Origin of the sequence: Alkalihalophilus sp. As8PL (assembly GCF_040939795.1) — a bacterium.
Lineage (GTDB): Bacteria > Bacillota > Bacilli > Bacillales > Bacillaceae_D > Alkalihalophilus > Alkalihalophilus lindianensis.
The window spans coordinates 85,657-104,199 of record NZ_CP162550.1 but is presented as its reverse complement, the minus strand read 5'-3'; the positions used below and the strand labels follow the sequence as shown (position 1 = coordinate 104,199).

Here is an 18,543-nt window from a genome sequence, read left to right as displayed (position 1 = left end):
TATGGACCATCAACACGAACATTGCCATCACCCCGATGAAGGGCACTCTGAAATCGACCTTAATATTCAACTGGATAATCAAGCCCTAACTATCGAAGTAAAAGATCAAGACGGGGGCGTTCCCGAGTTAGATGAAACACATGAAGAACTAATGCACCTTATCCTCATCAGTCATGATTTAGAGGATTATTATCATGTGCACCCTATAAAAGAAGAAGACGGTGTATTTAAAAATGACCTCGACATTCCCGAGGGCCACTACTATGCTTTTGTAGATATTAATCCTAAAGACAAAGTGTATGCAGTCGAGCCTAATGAGCTTCTAGTAGGTGAGGTCGAACACTTTCACACCACGAGAGAGCTTCAACCGGATGATGAATGGTTACAGAAAGTCGATGGCAAAGAGGTTGAACTGGAAGAAGTAACCTTAACAGCTGGGGGACCTGTTCAATTAGCCTTTGACTTAAAAGGAGAGACACCAGAACCCTATCTTGGGGCCTTGGGCCACGTAGTCATTGTTGATGAAGACGTGGAGAATTTCATTCATGTTCATCCGGCATCAAATGATACAACGGTGTTTGAAGCGCATTTTCCCCACGAAGGAACATATAAACTCTGGGCTGAATTTAAATTCAGTGATGAAGGCGTTCTCGCCTTTCCTTTTGTTCTAAAAGTTCAGTAAAAGATGTGGTTCCATGTATACCTTAACGTTATATACACGTCCCACTTGCAGCGATTGTCAGGAGGCTAAGAAATACCTCAAGGACAATGATGTGAATTATGTAAACATGACTTGAGTCAAAGTCCTGATAAAGAGGAACAATAATAAAAGTATCCGGGGCCCGAATCGTCCCTGCGTTTGTCTTTAGAGAACGTTCTCTGTTAGGTGAATTTTAAAAAAACCTTTAGTTTATATCGGATTTAAAAACAATGAAAAAGAAATTAAAGGTCTTATAAACCAATGATAACAGCGAGGGCTGTATTATTTGATGACTTTTATCAACCTGATAATATAGCTCTCTTTTCACATAGAATCGGGGTGATAATGTTGAGTATTTCAAACAATACTTTGGACAAGACCTTGAGTACAAAAGACAGGCTAAAAGTGGTGATCGTCCTTGCCCTCCCCGCTGTGATTGAAAATTTTTTTCAAACCATGCTGGGTTTTGTTGACACGTTTTTTGTTGCTCAATTAGGGTTGGTCGAAGTATCAGCAGTCGGAGTCACCAATGCAATCCTCGCGATTTATTTTGCCATATTTATGGCCGTTGGAGTGGGAGTAAATGTATTAATGGCGAACGCCATAGGAGCTGGAAAGCCCAAAAGAGCCTCTCATATTGCTCAGCAATCCCTTATATTAGCCACTATTCTAGGGGCTTTAACAGGTGTGGTGACACTCATTTTTGCAGAGCCGTTACTCATGTTAATGGGAGTCGACGAGGCTGTTCTTTCAACCGGAACACTTTATTTTCGGATCGTTGCCATTCCATCCATATTTATGTCCTATATGTTTGTACTAAGCAGCATCCTAAGAGGTGTCGGGGATACACGCTCTCCTATGAAAGCGACCATTGCAGCCAATGTAGTCAATGCGGTATTGGATTTTGTATTGATCTTTGGAATACTGTTTATTCCCGCTTTAGATATTGTTGGCGCCGCATTAGCTACGGTTATCTCACGAATTATAGGATCAGCCTTATTGGTATATTACATTAAAAAAAGCAAAGATATCACGTTTACAAATGAGGATTGGTCTTTTGATATGAGTCATCAAAAAGAATTACTCAACCTGGGGACACCGGCTGCTGGTGAGCGGCTGGCAATGAGAATTGGCCAAGTGATCTATTTCGGATTTATCGTTGCTTTAGGTACCAATACATTTGCGGCTCATCAGATTGCAGGAAATATTGAGGTCTTTTCTTATATGATCGGATATGGTTTTGCCGCTGTAGCCACCATCATTGTCGGAAAACAAATTGGTGCGGGTGATTTTGAAGAGGCGAAAAGTTATGCAAAATTAATCGCCCTTCTTTCAGCCGGGTTTATGTTACCTATGGGAGCAGGGTTGTTCTTTTTAGGAGAATGGATAGGCACATTCTTTACAAAGGATCCAGTAGTTATAGCTGAAATTGGGATTGCATTAAAAATCGCTGCTTTCTTCCAGCCTTTTCTAGCCATTGTCCTCATTCTTACAGGCGCTTTCCAAGGTGCAAATAATACAAAGTATCCCATGTACCTTACTACTACCGGAATGTGGGTAATCCGTACAGGTCTGGTTTATGTATTGGCCATCCAGCTGGAAATGGGGATAACAGGTGTTTGGATTGCTATAGGAGTAGATATCATCTTTAGAGCCGCCGTCTTATGGTACAGGCTTGAAACGAATAGATGGATCAGCATTGAAGTACAAAAAGACGCTCCTTGTCATCCAAAAACCAAACAGCCCGAATTAGATGATTGTGTAAATAATTACTAATATATATTGAAGGAAAACGAGAAGGGTCTCGATGCGCCCTTTAGGAAATGTCCTTTTAATACCCAATTTATAAAAGTATCTGTGACAATGTACAAAAAAGTCCTTTTTGCAAAGTTTCTACACATTATTTTGGTAGATTAAACTTGAATCAAAATTTTGGAGGGATGATTGTGAAGAAAAATAAGTTATTAATGGGCGCCCTGGCTTTTACTCTTAGCGCAACACTTGTAGCATGTGGCGGCAACGACGATGAAATGGGTTCAGGTGACATGAATGAGCACATGGAAGAAAATATGGATCATATGGACGAAAGTGATTCAATGGAGGGAATGGACCATTCAGGCATGGATATGTCTGGATCAGGTGAAATACCTGAAGGGTTAGAAGAAGCAGAAAATCCAACTTTTGAAGTAGGGGATACGGCCATTATCACCGAAGCTCACATGGAAGGAATGGAAGGCGCAGAAGCAACGATTGTTGGTGCATACGATACCGTTGCATACAGTATTTCATATGATCCGACTAGTGGAGGTGAACGTGTAGAGGATCACAAGTGGATCATTCATGAAGAAATTACAGACGCTCCAGGTGAGCCTTATGCTGAAGGTGATGAAGTGCAAGTAGAAGCTGATCATATGGAGGGAATGGATGGGGCAACGGCTACCATTGACTCTGTAGAAGAAACTACTGTATATATGATCGATTTCCCTTTGGAATCAGGCGAAGAAGTGACTAATCATAAATGGGTGACAGAAAGCGAATTATCTGCTGAATAATCAAAAGCTGAGAGTTTTCCTCTCAGCTTTATTTAGTGTTCGGTTATTTTGTTATTCTGATGGAATAATTTTTTCTTTCAACCAGTTTATTCCGCCATCTTCCGTAACAGCAGCCGTTCCGTCCCCAGTTACTGCATAAATCTGATCAGGGTTTGAAGGATTCACCGCGAGATAAAGCACTAATTCCTCTAAAGGGATAACTCCAAGTTCCCCCTCAAGAGAGAATAAAGTTTGGTTTTTAACGTGGTAAAATTGATTCTCTGTGTATAAGGTGGCACTAGTACCCTCTGTTTCCTCAAATAAGGTGACGGTAGCGCCCGCATCTTTGGATTCAAAAATTCCTCGATCAGTCAGAATGGCTAGCTGATCCTGATTTTCAGGGTGAACAGTCAGTCCAAAAAAGGATTCTGCCTCCAGACCTGAAAGTTGGATCGATACCAGTCACGATCCTCATTCTCTGTGTAATAAAAGCCAGCATCAAGTTTACTATTGCTGGTGAAATCAGACAGTGAAATATTCATCCTCTAGAGGGAAGGGACACCGAGAATTTGACATATTAATGTCTTTTATTCTTTGTATGCTTTTTTCATACTTTCAACACATTTTATCGGTACATTGATCTTGTCCTAAAATAAATATCCTCTCGGAATATAGAAATATTAGAGGGAGAATATCATAAAAATTTTTGGCGTTCGGAAAGGATTAGAGTTTAAGGAAGAAGTTACTTATCTCGTTAACCTCCACCTGTAAGTGAAATTATATCGCTTAAAATTAGCAAAAAAATATAAGTTGCAAAATTAAAAGGAGCGAATGTTATGCAAATTAAGAAAGGTAGAATCATCCTTTCGATAGTCATATCGATAATGGTTCTTTTAAGCTTTATCATTCCTAGAGAGACCCTACCGTCCCCCGATACTCGGATTATTCTAGAACATACTTATAAAACGTACATTGCTCCTGTTTGTTTTGATCAAGCAAATGCAACAAATCTTCTAGAAGAGTCAACTTTACAAAATGCCCAGGATATAGACTACAAACAGGAATCGTCCTGTACTAAGGATGCCTTAAAAGGTGAAAGGGATCGTTTAATTACTAGCTTTCTAAAAGAAGTAGGTATTATAGAAAAGAAATGGGATAATTGGTAATGGGGTTGTCGGTGTTTGTGCTGATACTGGCTTTATCTACATTTCCTGCATGAATGGGAAGAAAGGAAAGGTGAGGAGCTTGAAACCACCAGCGCTGTAAACGCAGATTAAAGTCCCTGGAGCTGTTAATGTTGGCACTGAAATAGTTACATATGCAGATAGTGAAGAGAGTGAACTGTGGAAAGAAAAAAAGAAAAAGTGGTATGGTTAAAGTGAAAAAGAAAGGATTGGAAAGAAATGAAACATTTTTTATCTATTTTAGGCTTGCTCTTGTTACTAAGCGGATGCGGTTGGTTATATTCAATCGGAGATTCGGCTACAAATGATTTTGATTTATCAAAATCGGGTATGGCTGTACCGGAATTTGAATTTACTAATCAATTTGATGAACAGTATGGTAGCGAAGATTTGAAAGGTCAATTCTGGCTTGCAAAGATGGTATTTACTAATTGTCCAACTGTTTGTCCGATCATGACACCGAATATGATAAGCCTTCAAGATGCAATGATTGATGAAGGAATTGAGATGAAATTTATTTCGTTTACCGTTGACCCCGAAAGAGATACGCCTGAACACCTCCGAAAGTATGGTCAAAATATTGGAGCAAAAGAAGGCTACTGGTATTTTCTCACTGGCTACGCCTTTGAAGACTTTCAGGATTTCTCAATAGAAGCTTTTAATTCACCTGTCGAAAATCTGGAAGACAGTGAAGATATTTTGCACACTACACGCTTTTTTCTTGTAGATCCAGAAGGTCAAGTTATTCGAGGATATGATGGAATGATAACGGACCAAACAGAGGTTATTGAAGATTTGATTGCAACAGTAAACGAGTAGAATTAATTAGATCAATGCTCTCTTTAAAAATGAAGGGAGCATTGATTTTTTTATTCATATTCTGTCGGTGATATAACTCTTTAGTTGTTTTATTTTCGATCGAACATCCTGTAATAAAGGCAGATGAAACGCAATAATTGTGAATTTATTAAATTTGTTAACCACCTTTATTGAATACTTGTCATCAAGCCCAGATAGGCCGATAAAACAAAAAACAAACTCATGAGAAAGGAAAAAATTGCAGGTGCCTTTTTCACGAAAGTATAGAGAAGTAATAGTAAAAAAAAGAATGATAATGGTCTTATGTCAATAAAGTTTACACATAAAATCGGAAAGCACAGCTTGGAAAACCCTACCGCACTCCGCTTGCTGTCCCTTTATGGAGGGGGAGACGAAAAACCTTGTCCATCCCCCCATAAAGGTAAATGGACAAAATTACGATACCTCTTGTAGTTTTGAAAACTGGTAATTATCCTCGAACTCTCTTGGAGAACAATACCCTAACGAAGAGTGCTTCCTGCGAGTGTTATACCTATTATTGATGTAATAATGAATTGATCTAATAGCTTCAGCGCGTGAAGTATAACGTCTACGGTAAATTAATTCCTTTTTTATAGTCGCGTGAAAAGATTCAATACAAGCATTATCATATGGATCACCCTTGCGACTCATACTGATTTGAATTTGTTTACTCGTTAATAAATCAATGTACTCTTTCGAGCAATACTGGGAACCACGATCGGAATGATGAATCAGGTTCTCCGAGGGAGAACGGGTACTAAATGCCATTTTTAACGCTGCTAGTGTCAGGTCTTTTTTCATTTCTTTGTCCATACAATATCCCACTATCTTACGGGAAAAAAGATCCATGACGGTCGCCAAATAAACCCAACCCTCTAAGGTACGTATGTACGTGATATCAGTCACCCATATTCGATCTGGAGCTGACGTAGTAAAGTTTCTCTTTAAAAGATTAGGAGCGATTGGTAAGGCATGGTTAGAATCAGTGGTCACCACATACTTCTCTTCCAGAATAGCCTTAAGTCCCAACTCTCTCATTATTATTGCGACTGTCTTCTGTGATACCTCATAGCCCCAATCTAGAAGGTCCTGATGAACCCTAGGACTACCGTAGGTACCGTCACTCTCATAATAAGACTTCTTAATCTTTTGAGAGAGCTCTTTTCGCAAGGCTTCTTTCTCCGTTTCCGGTCGATCTAAACGTTCTAGCCACTTATAGTAACCGGCTCTAGAGACATTCAATACGAAGCACATCTTCACAACAGAGAAGACATCGGCATTCTCCTGAATAAAAGCATATTTTACTTCTGGTTTTTCGTGAAGACGTGCATGGCCTTTTTTAGGATTTCGTTCTCCTCTTTCAAGGATTCTAACTCTTTATCATACTGCCGTTTAAGCTTCTCTACCTCGGATGGAGTATAGTGCACAGCTTCTCCCTTTTCACGACGTTGATTCAGTTTATATTCTCTAACCCAACCGGAAATTGTGGAATAAGAAATCTCTAATTCGTACGAGAGATCAGAAATTTTACGCCCTTCCTCTACTACTAACTTTGCCACATGTTCCTTATACTCCCGATCATGATGTTTCCCCATATATAGACACGTCCCTCTTTTAAGTATTAGTTGTATTATAACTGGTACTCGATTTTACGTGTCTACTTTTTATACTAACTTTATGAGCAATGAAAAATAAAATAGCTCCTGAAATAAAAGAGGCTTTCTTCCACTTCTTTGTTTCTTCGATGCTTTTCGTTCTCGTTAAATAGAAATAATAAAATATGAGCGAGATTGTAATAAAAGATAAGGCGAAACCCCATACAGACGACATACTCTTAATCTCCTTCCACGTTGCTTATGTGTTAGATTTTCCTACTGTTTCTCCACATTTTCTATTATTTAGAACAGTTCATTTAACGCCATTTACTTTTTTACTCTCACAAATAATAACAATACAGTAATGAGAACGAATGCTGTTAACGCAAGAAAAGGAATGGTGATGAAGCCAAACCAATTAATATACTGCATGCTACAAGGTACACCTTCTGCACATGGTGTAATTGGTGCGAAGTAAGGAACTTTTTGAACCAAATAGTGGTAAAGAGAAATGCTTCCCCCAATGAAGGAAAGGGGGAGGACATATCTTTTTATCTTTAGATCACCGAGATACACAGCAATCCCTAATACAACACTTATTGGATACATGGCTATACGTTGATACCAGCAAAGTTCGCATGGGACAAACTGACGGACCTCACTAAAATACAGACTTCCTAGTGTTGCAACTAACGAAATGAGCCAGGCTAAATATAAAAAAAACTGGTGATTCGATCGTTTTGCCATCCTACTTTGCCTCCAGCGCTTCTTCAATTAACTCTTTCATTCGTTCGTAATCAAATGGATCTTCAATCATGGTCCCATTAATTACAATACTTGGAGTTAATGAAACGTTAAATTCTTGAACTTGTTCTTGATCAGCAATAACATCTTCTACATAGGTTTGATTCATTAGATCGCTTGCCAATAGCTCAAGATCAATATCGGCATCAACCTCATTAGCAATGTCAATTAACTTCTCAGGTGTTATCCAGGCATCATCATGACTTTGACTTGGAGGTTGCTGACGAAAGATTTCTTTATGAAAAACCCAGAAGTCCTCAGGGCTCTGATTCCAGACAGACTCACCGGCCAATGCAGCTAAACCAGACTCTTCTCCATGAAACGGCGTATTAATATATGAATATTTGACTTCACCTGTCTTAATATAATCCTCTGTTAATTGAGGAAGAATCGATTCATCCCATGCTTTACACGCTGGACATTTGTAATCACCAAATTCAACGACTGAAACAGGAGCATTTGCGTCCCCTAAAGTTGGTTGTCCTTCTATATCGGGGTGGGAGTCAAACTGAATATCTTGGCTCGTCTCATTTTTTTGGTTCAATATGAAAATAGCAAAAGCACCCAACACAATAACAGCTAAAGTGACCCATACAAGTCTTTTCGATGATCGGTTCGTATTTATAGACATCCTTTACACCTCATTTAATTTATAATTCGACTCCTGATTGAGAGTCTGGATTTTGTTGCCTAACTAGGTTACCCATTCATTCTCTACACATGTGATCGTGTTAAAAGATATTAAAAATTTGTAAAATCTGCTGAATCCAATTATTATTTGGCTTACTTAACTCTACTTCGGATGATTGAGTGACTTCTTTTTGTTCATCTGGTTTCACCACTTTACTAAGCTCCTCCTTAAGAAGAATCGATCCATCCTGTTTCTTGATTACCAATAAGCCATTACGAATTTTTTTTGTAACTTCGGTGTTCTTTGGTACCAAATAAGATAGGTTGTCGTTTAGCTTGTATTCCGTACCTGCCTCATCTTCAAACAAAGTGTTATTTGATAACGTTTCAACTGAATACGTATCAAATCCATAATCAAGTAATGCTCCTGTATCTTGATATGCTTGTTGAGAGGAGGGAGATTTTAAGGTGACAGCAATCAAGTCGATATTATTCCTTGTCGCTGACGTGACCAATGTAAAGCCTGATTGAGGAGTATAACCATTTTTAATTCCTGTAACCCCTTCATAGTCCCATAGCATACGGTGATGATTGTAAAGTGTAGTTTGCCAACCCTCTCCGTTCCACTCTAATTCCTTTGTCCCTACTATTACCTTGAACAGGTTATTATTCATTGCATATTGCGATATTTGGGCCATGTCATAAGCGGTCGTATAATGATTTTCATCGAATAGTCCGTGAGGGTTTGTAAAATTAGAATCGTTAACACCGATTTCAGTTTTGACATAGTCATTCATCCAATTTGCAAAATCAGTTTCATTATTAGAAAAATATTCTGCAATGGCCGTACCAGCATCATTCCCAGAATTAATCAAAAGACCTTGAACTAGCTGTTTTAACTTTATCTTTTCATTTTCTAATAAATAGACACTTGTGCCATGAACTTCTGTTGCCTCCTGACTCACTGTAACAATATCGTCTAAATTCCCTTGCTCAATCGCCATAATACCGGTAACTATTTTTGTAATACTAGCAGGGTTCATCCTCATCTTTGAATTTTTTTCATAAAGTATTTGACCAGAGCCTGCATCTATAAGAATCGCTGCCTCACTAAATAGTATTAGCTCATCTTCAGAGTGAGATAGTACTGTAGTATAGGGTGAAAAAATAAGTAGAAATGCGAACAAAAAGGGAAGTTTACCTTTTTTTTTCAATATCCTATCTCCTTTCCAATGTTGGTGTATGAATGTAGTAATATAGATAACCTAAATAAGAATCAATAACAGTATAGTGACCTATTGTGGAGAAACGATGAAGTTGAAGAAATTTATAAAAATCAATGAAATAGAATAATTGACCATACAGGGGGCAACACCTATGAAAAAGACATTCCGTTTATTATGTATAACTGTTCTAGCAACTACTATCGCCACTACTAGTGTAACAGCTGGTGCTAAGTTTGAAGTAGATCCATTTAATGCACATAAGATAGAAGGTGAAAATTACGTAGCAAAAGCAGTTTTCGATGGTATTTTGATTGAAAATGAAACAACTAATAAAGCACAATATTCGACTCAGAATAAGGTACCTGGCACGTTAATAATGGATCAAACTTTTAGTAATACCGCCAACTCTGAGAAGTTTTTTGCAGATGCTTTAAATGGAGCGATTTATTCTTATCAATGGCATCATGGAATCCCTAATTATATGAACGCTCCTTTAGCTGACACTATTATGTATGGGGGAGCAAATAAACAAGTCATGCATCAATTTGGTACTAGTATTAATGACTATAAGCTTAGAACTGTAGCTTTCGCTGGAGACCCTAAAGAAAATTACTATTTCTCTGGGTGGAACTTAGATGATAAAGATACTTATTTTCAAAGAGATGCTATTTTTTATGAAGGGCTTGACCTTACTGACTTAAGCGAGAAGGAGTTAGATCAGTTTTTAATAAACTATAATCATCGTTATCTTCAAAATTCTAAAAATAAAAAGATTGTGATTAATGGAGATACCGATATTCCACAACAGCGACAACCCTTTGCTAGAATTTCTCTAACAAGAGATACCCCTTTATTTAAACGCGAAGATGACGGAACATTCTCTTTCGCTTATATGCTAGAGAAAGAAGGACTGTATCGAGTGTATGGGACAGATGGTTATATGTATAATGTTGGCGGGCATCACTATGTTTTACGACAAGACTATCATATGAATCATTATGTAGGGCGAGTAATGCCTGCGGTTGAGGTGCCGCTCTATACTGCTAATGGAGATATTCATAGAATGATACGAACGAATGAAGCTATTCGTGTTTATGCTTATGATGATGTTAATGACCGCTTTGAAGTTGGTGGTGGCTACTATATGGAGAACACTAAAGAAGTAAATTATATTGTAGGGTTAATACGTTTTGAGGAAGATACACCACTTTATGAAGAAGGAAAACAAGTTGGTACAATTCCGAGAACCTCGAAGTTATTTATAGAGGGACTTGAAGATGGTAAAGCGTACTTTCCAGACGGGTCATATGTAATGTTTGATCGGTCAATAATGAATTTTGCTAAAAACTAAGGAGTTTAAATGAAGAAATTTAAAGGTTCATGGATCATTTTAATGGTGTTGCTCATCATTTTTATTGAGTCTGCTCTCCCCAAATCAATTGTTAATGCTAACCAGAACATGGAAAGGTATTGGGGAGTGGATGTAAATCGTTTATTAGTATCGCCTCAAGGTAGCATACCAACTAGTGGGCCACACCCTAATTCAGTTAGAGGGATTCAATTTAACATGTATATTAATGATCCCCTTGAAGGTACTCAAGATGCTATATTACACAGAACATTAGTTTGGAATCAAGTAAGCTCTTTTAGAGAGAGTATTCTGCATGATGAATATATGACTTCACCAGAAATAGTTAATGCTGAGAATCAAAGTGATGTGAATTTAAAGGTGAAGAGTATCATTGATCGTTATCCAGAACATTATAAACCTGTGGAAGCGATCGTTTATCCAGTACACCGAGGAAGGACCTACCCAATATCTGAAGCTGATGCTTACATGTTAATGTTTAGAGACAACCACAATATGTCTACAGATGTATTGTCGCGAAATCAAATAGGATTGATGGACATGGTAGGATCGCAACAAAGAAACCTCCCACACGAGTGGAATTCTTTTCCGGGGTCGAGATCCGAGTATCCTTGGAGACCTACGAACTTTCCTAAAGTATTTGATCAAAGAACCTTTAACAGCTATGAGGACGTTTTGGTTAAGAGGGACGAATCGGGTAATAGACCTTGGCTAGCAGGTTCAGAATTGTGGAAGGTTTGGGGCGAACAAGAGCTTAGAAACTATGTTGTAAGGGATTTGTGGCATGGTCGAGCACACCCTGTTTTTTATAGTCCTGGTAATGACCCTTATATGAAGAATATGAAATATTCTGATTGGGATTACTATCGGATTACTGATGGGATGCCAAGTGGTGCTCATAGAGGATTTACCTATTACAATTACCATGCAACTAGATTCGAAAATCCATTAACCGATTATCGTATCCAAATGAAGTTTGAAATCCCACCCCCTCCAGTTGCCGATTTTACATGGGAACCCAATACGATAACAGAAGGCGATAAAGTTGAATTTAAAGATCAATCTTCTCACCCACAAGGTATAGCTATTGAATCTTGGCAATGGGAGTGGGCAACCTTTTACAAGAATGTCTACGAGCCAACACCCCTCACGTGACTTTATTAATGAGGGACGCTATGATGTTAAGCTCGAAGTGACAGACCGGAATGGTTTAACAGATTCCATTTTGAAAACATTAGTGGTAGGCAAAGCGGCTGAACCGGAACCCGAACCAGAAGAGCCGACTGATCCGGTGGAACCGGAACCCGAACCAGAAGAACCAACTACACCAGTGGAACCAGATCCGGAACCTGTAGAGGAATTAAGACCTCCTGTAGCTGATTTTAATTTCTTACCAGTCAGACCAACGACATCAACGAATGTTAATTTTACAGACAGATCAAATCATCCTGATAATAAACAGATTGTTGCTTGGAAGTGGGAAGTAGAGAATAGTGTTTATGATTCCCAAAACCCACGTCACACATTTAGTAGGCAAGGTTGGTTCAATGTGAAATTAACTGTAACTGATGAAAATGGTTTGAGTCATCACGTGACGAAGCAAATTGAAGTGCGGAACCCTCCAGTCGCGAGAATAGATGCACCTACTAGCATTAAAGCAGGAGAACCTTTTTACATGGATGGTAGTAGGTCTAGTGATCCATACGGTCAAATTGTAGACTATCGCTGGAGCGCCCCTGGTACAATTAATCCACCTAGAGGGCAAGGGTCAACGACCTACTATTTAGATGAGGGACCAAAAATAGTCACTTTGACTGTCACAAATGATATTGGTCAGACTGCTTCTACCACACATCATATCAATGTGTTGCCAGCGATTCCTGAAGCTGCTTTTAAAGTAGAGGGAACGTTTAAAGAAAATCGTAAGCTCACGTTAATGAATGAAAGTAAAAATACTGATTATTTTCCTATTGACCCTGCAACGTCTTACTATGTCATTTCTCCATTAAGTGGACAAGCTATAAGCTCTATTAAAGTACAAGGATCACTTGGAGATATAGATGAACAGATTGGGATCTTGTTTAAAGAATCTGGTAGATACAATGTACGTTTAGTAGTAGAGAATACAGCAGGGTACACAGATGAAGCGGAACAAATTATAGAAATTGCTCCTGATGAAAAACCAAATGCTAATTTTTCAACAGAAGCAGTGATCTATAGAGATGCTGATAATGGAAACAAGGCTACCATTCGTTTAGTAGACTTGAGTGAATCTCCAGATGGGGATACGATTCAACAGCGTATTTGGAGGATTCGATACGACTCCCAAAACAGATACCGCACAACGCCATTTGTTGGAGAGGAATGGATTACCCTTGATAACTCAAACAAAACGTCCATCGAATATGAAGTTTTGGACGTAGGTTATTACGAGGTGATGTTAGAAGTTGTTGAAGCTTTTGGGCAGCCAACCATATCAGAATTTATTACTACCTCAGACTATCGTAGAAATGATACGACTAATAAACCACTACAAGAAAAGATTATTAAAGTGGATAACCGCGCACCACAAGTGGAATGGGGGTGGTGAGGATTGGTATAAAACGATTTTTTTACAAGTCCTTAATCATCCTCATATTGATTAGCCTAGTACAAGATTTTTTCTTTCTTGGTAGTACGTATGCAACATCAGGAACTAGAACAATTACCTTTAGTGAAAGTACTCAAAGAAGCCAATCTCAAACAATTTCAATACCAAATCTTTATCAAGTACAATCGGTATCGGTTGATAATGGAACTGTAAGCCACACGAGGAGTGGAAATAATATTACAGTTAATGTCAACAACGGTAACTGGGTGAATCGTGAATCCTCTTATGATCCTTATCTATATCCGAAAGCAGTCTCTACTTATCGAGAATCTTCAAATAATAGTTTTCCAAATAGCGTCTCATATAATGATGAGAGTGGGTATAGTACATCGATTATTTTTAAGGATGGAGATAGTTTTGTTACAAGTGGAGAATTTATTCCTTTTGGGAGTAAAACCGTAACTGGTGTTCGAGGCCCTCAAAGTTCAAGTACCTTCCCGTCAAGTATTCCTTATAATGAAGATGGCTTTTCGGGCAATTTAGCAACAAATGGTGCGCCGAGAGTGTCTAGTGGTACATTTCAAGCTGCTGATTCTAAGGAAGTAACAAGGACGGTAGCTGGTACTTCCTATTCAACCTTTGAATGTAGGCCGGTACCTTCAGGAGGCGGGTGGTCACGTATAAGATCAAATTATAGTCCAGATCCCTATAATTATAATGTGGATGGCTATACTGGTTCTTTAAATGTGACGGGAGCTTCCGGTCACCCTGGAGCCCCAACTCCTGCGCCATCCCCTTGTTCAAACATTGGAGAATTTCAACAAACTTCTATGTCAGCTAATATTTATTATGCGGGAACCGTTACACGTCCTGAGACAGATACGCGAAGATATATGCAAGATTACTCTGGAACTGTTACACGTCTTGAGACAGATACACGCATCTATAGACAAAATTATAGGGGTACAGCTTATAGGGGAGGAACAACCTATAGCAATCACACGTATGCTTATGAAGTGACAATAAACTATACAATTAATCGTAGTCCTATTCTTACGTTAGTGAATGGAATAGAAAATGATCATGCTTTACTAGGGGCTACATCTGGTTACAGTGATATTAATATTCGAGGGAATGTACGTGACCCAGACGGTGATACGATAACAATTACAGCCACGCTAAACGGAAAGTCTAAAACTGCTACTGCTAGTAACACCGTTGTATCAAGAGCGTTCAATATACCGTTTGATATTGTAGACGATGATATACCAGTGGGTAGACATACTGTAGATGTAGTAGCAAGAGATGGCAAAGGTGGTATTGCTCGGCAGTCTTTCGACATTCATGTCTTTACCTTTGCTGAAGATGGTGTGTATGTGTTAGTGGACGATCTTGTTCACTTTCCAGTGAAATATTCAGATGTAGAGAATGATTCTATGTACGAAGATCAATATAAGTTTGTTCATAACCCTCAACACTTTGAAAATTACGATCGTATGAGAGGGCAAGTAGGTGCGGATAAGTTATCCCCTTACGAACAAAGTAGAGTGGGAGTCATTGAGGATTCTGACTTGTGGCGTAATAATGCATATACTTCTTTCCCTACTGTTGGACATTACGAAGTTTACTATAGGGCTAGAGATAATCCTAAAGACGATGATCGTTTTGATGAATTCCGATACTGGAGTGCTCCAACTCCTGCATTGAATGTATATGTTCACAGGAAGCCAGTTGCTCAATTTAAAGCATATATGCTACTTAGCAATGGAGAAGTTCAAATTGCTGATCAGTCCTATGATTTGGACTCTATTTCGCAGCAGGAACGAGGCATTAAAGAAAAGGAATGGAGCTACAGACGCATAGGCACAACAAATTGGACTGAAGGTTATCCAACAACGTTGAATCCATCTTGGAGATATGAACTAAGACAAGTGGTTGAAGATTACCAAGGTGAAACTGATGAGTTTATAGGACCAATTGAAATTGTAGACGACTTTCCAAATAGTCCTCCGGTAGCTGGATTTACACATGACTCTCCATATTTTGTTGGGGATGAAATTCAAATTACAAGTACAGCATATGATATCGACGATGATCCTCTAAGTCATCGTTATGTAATTAATCAGCCTAATGGGTCAAGCTTTACTTCAACGGAAGTAAATCCTTCATTTAGAGCCGATCATGTAGGTGCTTATACTGTTGTTCAATATGTAAATGACGGTATCCATAGTGATGTAAGTTACAGTGATACGATTATAGTTGAGGATTTAGAGATTACTGGTAGCGTAGGACATAAAGAAAGATGGGAAGAAATACATTCGGAAGAAGGTAACCCTTCTCACCATTTCTACAGTGGAGAAAGTTTCATGTTAGAAGCCACTGTAACAGATGCCCCAGTAAATAAAGTTTGGGTAGAATTTAGTGGGGACCAAATAAACAATTCTATATTAAGTTTAGACACCGATCTGAGTTATCTTTCCAATACTGAGTGGCATGGGACATTGTATGATGAGGCAATGGCAGAACCTAGAAGTCGTTTGAAAAATGGTCCAGTTCGTTTCACTTTCTATGTAGAGTATCAAAATGGTGTAGTAAGAGACGATATAGTTGTTGTTGAAATAATAGGCAGTGCTTATGAAACTCTTAAGTTTTACCGTAGTCAATAAAAACAAGTATAAAGCAATAAAATGGAGGGGTTCGCTTAAATGAGAAGCGAACCCTTCTTTATATCTTTACTTTCTAAACTGAATTGTTACTATAAAACTAATACAATTGTAACACCTAGTAACAATATAAAATAAAAGAAACCTTTATTGAATCATTAACATATGTAGATTATACTATTGGTAACGGGAATCCCCCTCTTTTAAAACCTTTTGTATTTAGGTTTTTTTAAAAGATGGGGATTTTTTTATGGTTAAACAGTATCAATTTAAGTTTTAGTAGAGACTCTGGTATATTAGTTATATAAGAAAATTGTCCTAGCGACAATAGGTGGTAAAAAGATGAAAAAGATTCCATCTATTATTCTATCAGCAGCACTTATTACGAGTCCGATTATAGGGACTCCGTACAATGTATTTGCAGATAATGCTGTGTCTATTACAAATGAAATGGACAATGCACCCTTATTTGAATTAACACCTGTGACAACACAAGACATTTCAAAGGCTACAATTATTGAAGGAGAACTCACACATGCAGATGATGTAAATTGGTATAAATTGTCGGTGGGTGAGCTTGGTAAAGTGGAGTTACTTATGTTGACTGAAGCAGGTACACGAATGGGCCTCAAACCGGCAGTGGATGTTTTTCAGGTGATGCCTAATAATAGGTTAACTCAGATAAGCTCTGGTGATGCTATAGAATTTTATAACTATAAAAAGGAATCTGAAGTGTATGTCAGAGTTCAACCTCAACCTTGGTTGGTAGACCGAACTCTTGTGAAATATAAACTACGAGTCTTGCATGGTGCTAACCCTTCGTCAAGTGATCCTCATGCTCCGAATACATATTGGATGCCAGAATATAACTACTTTGAATATGCCATCATTGATGGTGATAAGTGGGTTACATCTAAATGGAATACGGTATTTGATCAAAAAGATTATTTTGCAATTGAAGCTGGAGGAAATAAGGGTGAAATCACATTTAGCGTGAAATATCCAGATGATGAATTTCAAAGGTGGCAAATGGGGTTGAACGGCAGTTTAGTATACGTATTAAATGCTGAAAAAAAGGATGGTACATTCGAGGTAGTAGGTTCCCATCTCACTAGAGACAGTATGCCTAATCAAGTTGAAACCGCAACTTTTAATGTAGACAACGAAAGTTATACAGGTAAGTATGTATTGGAATTGACTAATAGATATCTTGTTAATCCTGAATATTCTTTAAAAATGAATTTTGAACAGGCGAGTACTCCACAGCCGGAACCAGAGCCACAACCGGAGCCAGAGCCAAAACCGGAACCAGAACCACAACCGGAGCCAAAGCCAGAGCCAAAGCCGGAACCAGAACCACAACCGGAGCCAAAGCCAGAGCCAAAGCCGGAACCAGAACCACAACCGGAGCCAAAGCCAGAGCCAAAGCCAGAGCCAAAGCCGGAACCAGAGCCACAACCGGAGCCAGAGCCAAAGCCGGAACCAGAACCACAACCACAACCGGAAGTTACAGAACGTACTATAGAACGCATTAGTGGTAGCTCAAGGTATCAAACTTCTATAGAGCTTTCTAATAAAATACCATCGGGTACATTAGATACAGTTATTGTTACCAATGGCCAAAACTTCCCTGATGCGTTAGCGGGTGGCGTATTAAATAATAGTCAAAACGGTACTATTCTTCTTATTAATGATTGGACTAGTGTTCGTAATGGTGTAGTAGAAGAAGCTAAACGTCTATTAAAGCCTAATGGCACTATCACGATTTTGGGTGGTACAGCAGCTGTATCTCAAAGTACAGAGAATATCTTGAAGAGAGATTTTAAGGTGAACCGAATCGGTGGAATAGACCGCGTAAGTACTTCAATTGAAATCGCTAAAAGAGCCAATGCGAATCCAAGTGAAGTATTCTTAGTAAACGGGAACGACTTTGCTGATGCATTATCAATTGTTCCTTACGCAACAGAAAAGAAGGCACCTATCCTAGTACATCAAAGAAAAACGTTGGATAATCGCGTTTTAGATTACCTAAAAGATAACGGAGTCAAGAAAGTAACTATTATAGGTGGATATAATGCTATTAGTGAAAGTGTTGAAGAAAGTTTAAAGAAATCGCAAATTTCTGTAGAACGTGTGCGTGGAGCAGATCGTTATCAGACTTCTTTAGAGGTAGCAACAAAATATTACCCAAACGCAAAAGGAGTAACATTAACTAATGGACGAAACTTTCCAGATGCGCTATCTGGTAGTCGATTTGCCTTTGATAATAAAGTGCCCGTATTACTAACGAGCACCAATAATACATTGAAATCTACAATGGACTATATTGGTAAAGAACGTAATGTGTATGTCTTAGGAGGCACTAATGCGGTTTCAGAAAATGTAGTCAATCAATTAAAGGAGGAGTAATC

The 18,543-nt window shown here is 38.5% G+C and carries 18 protein-coding genes; 11 read left to right on the top strand and 7 right to left on the bottom strand.

What is annotated here, in order from left to right; all coding sequences use genetic code 11:
• The first annotated feature begins 1 nt into the window (after window position 1).
• The 4 genes from AB3N04_RS00505 (at window position 2) to AB3N04_RS00490 (ending at window position 3,252) form a co-directional block, all read left to right on the top strand.
• Window positions 2-682 carry a hypothetical protein gene (locus AB3N04_RS00505; protein ID WP_368502848.1) on the top strand — a complete coding sequence of 227 codons (681 nt, stop codon included), beginning with the start codon at window positions 2-4 and terminating at the stop codon, window positions 680-682.
• A gap of 13 nt (window positions 683-695) precedes the next feature.
• Window positions 696-797, top strand: coding sequence for a glutaredoxin family protein (locus AB3N04_RS00500; protein WP_368502847.1), 102 nt, complete (start codon window positions 696-698; stop codon window positions 795-797).
• A 284-nt stretch (window positions 798-1,081) separates the two neighbouring features.
• Complete coding sequence (locus AB3N04_RS00495) at window positions 1,082-2,476, top strand: MATE family efflux transporter (RefSeq protein ID WP_368502846.1); 1,395 nt, start codon at window positions 1,082-1,084, stop codon at window positions 2,474-2,476.
• A gap of 164 nt (window positions 2,477-2,640) precedes the next feature.
• Complete coding sequence (locus tag AB3N04_RS00490; RefSeq protein WP_368502873.1) at window positions 2,641-3,252, top strand: YdhK family protein; 612 nt, start codon at window positions 2,641-2,643, stop codon at window positions 3,250-3,252.
• Between the two features lie 51 nt (window positions 3,253-3,303).
• Here the strand turns inward: AB3N04_RS00490 and AB3N04_RS00485 are convergent, their stop codons facing one another.
• Window positions 3,304-3,432, bottom strand: a complete 129-nt coding sequence (locus AB3N04_RS00485; RefSeq protein ID WP_368502845.1) for a hypothetical protein — start codon at window positions 3,430-3,432, stop codon at window positions 3,304-3,306.
• A 635-nt stretch (window positions 3,433-4,067) separates the two neighbouring features.
• On the opposite strand from AB3N04_RS00485, the gene AB3N04_RS00480 reads away from it, so the two are divergent.
• Together AB3N04_RS00480 and AB3N04_RS00475 are read left to right on the top strand one after the other, a co-directional pair.
• Entirely contained in the window at window positions 4,068-4,397 is a 330-nt protein-coding gene (locus tag AB3N04_RS00480; RefSeq protein ID WP_368502844.1) for a hypothetical protein, read from the top strand.
• A gap of 237 nt (window positions 4,398-4,634) precedes the next feature.
• Entirely contained in the window at window positions 4,635-5,234 is a 600-nt protein-coding gene (locus tag AB3N04_RS00475; RefSeq protein ID WP_368502843.1) for an SCO family protein, read from the top strand.
• A 435-nt stretch (window positions 5,235-5,669) separates the two neighbouring features.
• Here the strand turns inward: AB3N04_RS00475 and AB3N04_RS00470 are convergent, their stop codons facing one another.
• The 6 genes from AB3N04_RS00470 to AB3N04_RS00445 all read right to left on the bottom strand — a co-directional run bounded on the left by AB3N04_RS00470 (window position 5,670) and on the right by AB3N04_RS00445 (window position 9,498).
• Entirely contained in the window at window positions 5,670-6,545 is an 876-nt protein-coding gene (locus tag AB3N04_RS00470) for an IS3 family transposase (RefSeq protein WP_368502872.1), read from the bottom strand.
• Window positions 6,546-6,556: 11 nt separating this feature from the next.
• Window positions 6,557-6,850 carry a transposase gene (locus AB3N04_RS00465; protein WP_368502842.1) on the bottom strand — a complete coding sequence of 98 codons (294 nt, stop codon included), beginning with the start codon at window positions 6,848-6,850 and terminating at the stop codon, window positions 6,557-6,559.
• A 19-nt stretch (window positions 6,851-6,869) separates the two neighbouring features.
• Complete coding sequence (locus AB3N04_RS00460) at window positions 6,870-7,085, bottom strand: hypothetical protein (protein WP_368502841.1); 216 nt, start codon at window positions 7,083-7,085, stop codon at window positions 6,870-6,872.
• Window positions 7,086-7,177: 92 nt separating this feature from the next.
• Window positions 7,178-7,549 (bottom strand): disulfide oxidoreductase, encoded by a 372-nt coding sequence (locus AB3N04_RS00455; RefSeq protein ID WP_368502871.1) that lies wholly within the window; start codon window positions 7,547-7,549, stop codon window positions 7,178-7,180.
• A gap of 49 nt (window positions 7,550-7,598) precedes the next feature.
• Window positions 7,599-8,285, bottom strand: coding sequence for a DsbA family protein (locus AB3N04_RS00450; RefSeq protein WP_326241245.1), 687 nt, complete (start codon window positions 8,283-8,285; stop codon window positions 7,599-7,601).
• A gap of 100 nt (window positions 8,286-8,385) precedes the next feature.
• The gene (locus AB3N04_RS00445) at window positions 8,386-9,498 is read right to left on the bottom strand and encodes a D-alanyl-D-alanine carboxypeptidase family protein (RefSeq protein WP_368502840.1); all 1,113 of its coding nucleotides are present in this window, start codon (window positions 9,496-9,498) and stop codon (window positions 8,386-8,388) included.
• A gap of 163 nt (window positions 9,499-9,661) precedes the next feature.
• On the opposite strand from AB3N04_RS00445, the gene AB3N04_RS00440 reads away from it, so the two are divergent.
• The 5 genes from AB3N04_RS00440 to AB3N04_RS00420 all read left to right on the top strand — a co-directional run bounded on the left by AB3N04_RS00440 (window position 9,662) and on the right by AB3N04_RS00420 (window position 18,541).
• Window positions 9,662-10,861: a hypothetical protein gene (locus AB3N04_RS00440; protein WP_368502839.1), complete on the top strand. Its 1,200-nt coding sequence runs from the start codon at window positions 9,662-9,664 to the stop codon at window positions 10,859-10,861.
• Window positions 10,862-10,870: 9 nt separating this feature from the next.
• Window positions 10,871-12,034, top strand: coding sequence for a hypothetical protein (locus AB3N04_RS00435; protein ID WP_368502838.1), 1,164 nt, complete (start codon window positions 10,871-10,873; stop codon window positions 12,032-12,034).
• On the top strand, window positions 11,967-13,469 hold the full coding sequence (locus tag AB3N04_RS00430) for a PKD domain-containing protein (RefSeq protein WP_368502837.1): 1,503 nt from the start codon (window positions 11,967-11,969) through the stop codon (window positions 13,467-13,469). Before AB3N04_RS00435 ends, AB3N04_RS00430 begins: the two co-directional genes overlap by 68 nt.
• On the top strand, window positions 13,463-16,135 hold the full coding sequence (locus tag AB3N04_RS00425) for a hypothetical protein (protein WP_368502836.1): 2,673 nt from the start codon (window positions 13,463-13,465) through the stop codon (window positions 16,133-16,135). Before AB3N04_RS00430 ends, AB3N04_RS00425 begins: the two co-directional genes overlap by 7 nt.
• A gap of 339 nt (window positions 16,136-16,474) precedes the next feature.
• On the top strand, window positions 16,475-18,541 hold the full coding sequence (locus AB3N04_RS00420; protein ID WP_368502835.1) for a cell wall-binding repeat-containing protein: 2,067 nt from the start codon (window positions 16,475-16,477) through the stop codon (window positions 18,539-18,541).
• Window positions 18,542-18,543 lie beyond the last annotated feature (2 nt).

What these genes read in the sequence shown, in the direction of transcription:
- AB3N04_RS00505 (WP_368502848.1), top strand. Translation starts at nt 2, where the DNA reads ATGGACCATCAACACGAACATTGCCATCACCCCGATGAAGGGCACTCT.
- AB3N04_RS00500 (WP_368502847.1), top strand. Translation starts at nt 696, where the DNA reads ATGTATACCTTAACGTTATATACACGTCCCACTTGCAGCGATTGTCAG.
- AB3N04_RS00490 (WP_368502873.1), top strand. Translation starts at nt 2,641, where the DNA reads ATGATTGTGAAGAAAAATAAGTTATTAATGGGCGCCCTGGCTTTTACT.
- AB3N04_RS00480 (WP_368502844.1), top strand. Translation starts at nt 4,068, where the DNA reads ATGCAAATTAAGAAAGGTAGAATCATCCTTTCGATAGTCATATCGATA.
- AB3N04_RS00475 (WP_368502843.1), top strand. Translation starts at nt 4,635, where the DNA reads ATGAAACATTTTTTATCTATTTTAGGCTTGCTCTTGTTACTAAGCGGA.
- AB3N04_RS00465 (WP_368502842.1), bottom strand. Translation starts at nt 6,850, where the DNA reads ATGGGGAAACATCATGATCGGGAGTATAAGGAACATGTGGCAAAGTTA.
- AB3N04_RS00460 (WP_368502841.1), bottom strand. Translation starts at nt 7,085, where the DNA reads ATGTCGTCTGTATGGGGTTTCGCCTTATCTTTTATTACAATCTCGCTC.
- AB3N04_RS00450 (WP_326241245.1), bottom strand. Translation starts at nt 8,285, where the DNA reads ATGTCTATAAATACGAACCGATCATCGAAAAGACTTGTATGGGTCACT.
- AB3N04_RS00440 (WP_368502839.1), top strand. Translation starts at nt 9,662, where the DNA reads ATGAAAAAGACATTCCGTTTATTATGTATAACTGTTCTAGCAACTACT.
- AB3N04_RS00435 (WP_368502838.1), top strand. Translation starts at nt 10,871, where the DNA reads ATGAAGAAATTTAAAGGTTCATGGATCATTTTAATGGTGTTGCTCATC.
- AB3N04_RS00420 (WP_368502835.1), top strand. Translation starts at nt 16,475, where the DNA reads ATGAAAAAGATTCCATCTATTATTCTATCAGCAGCACTTATTACGAGT.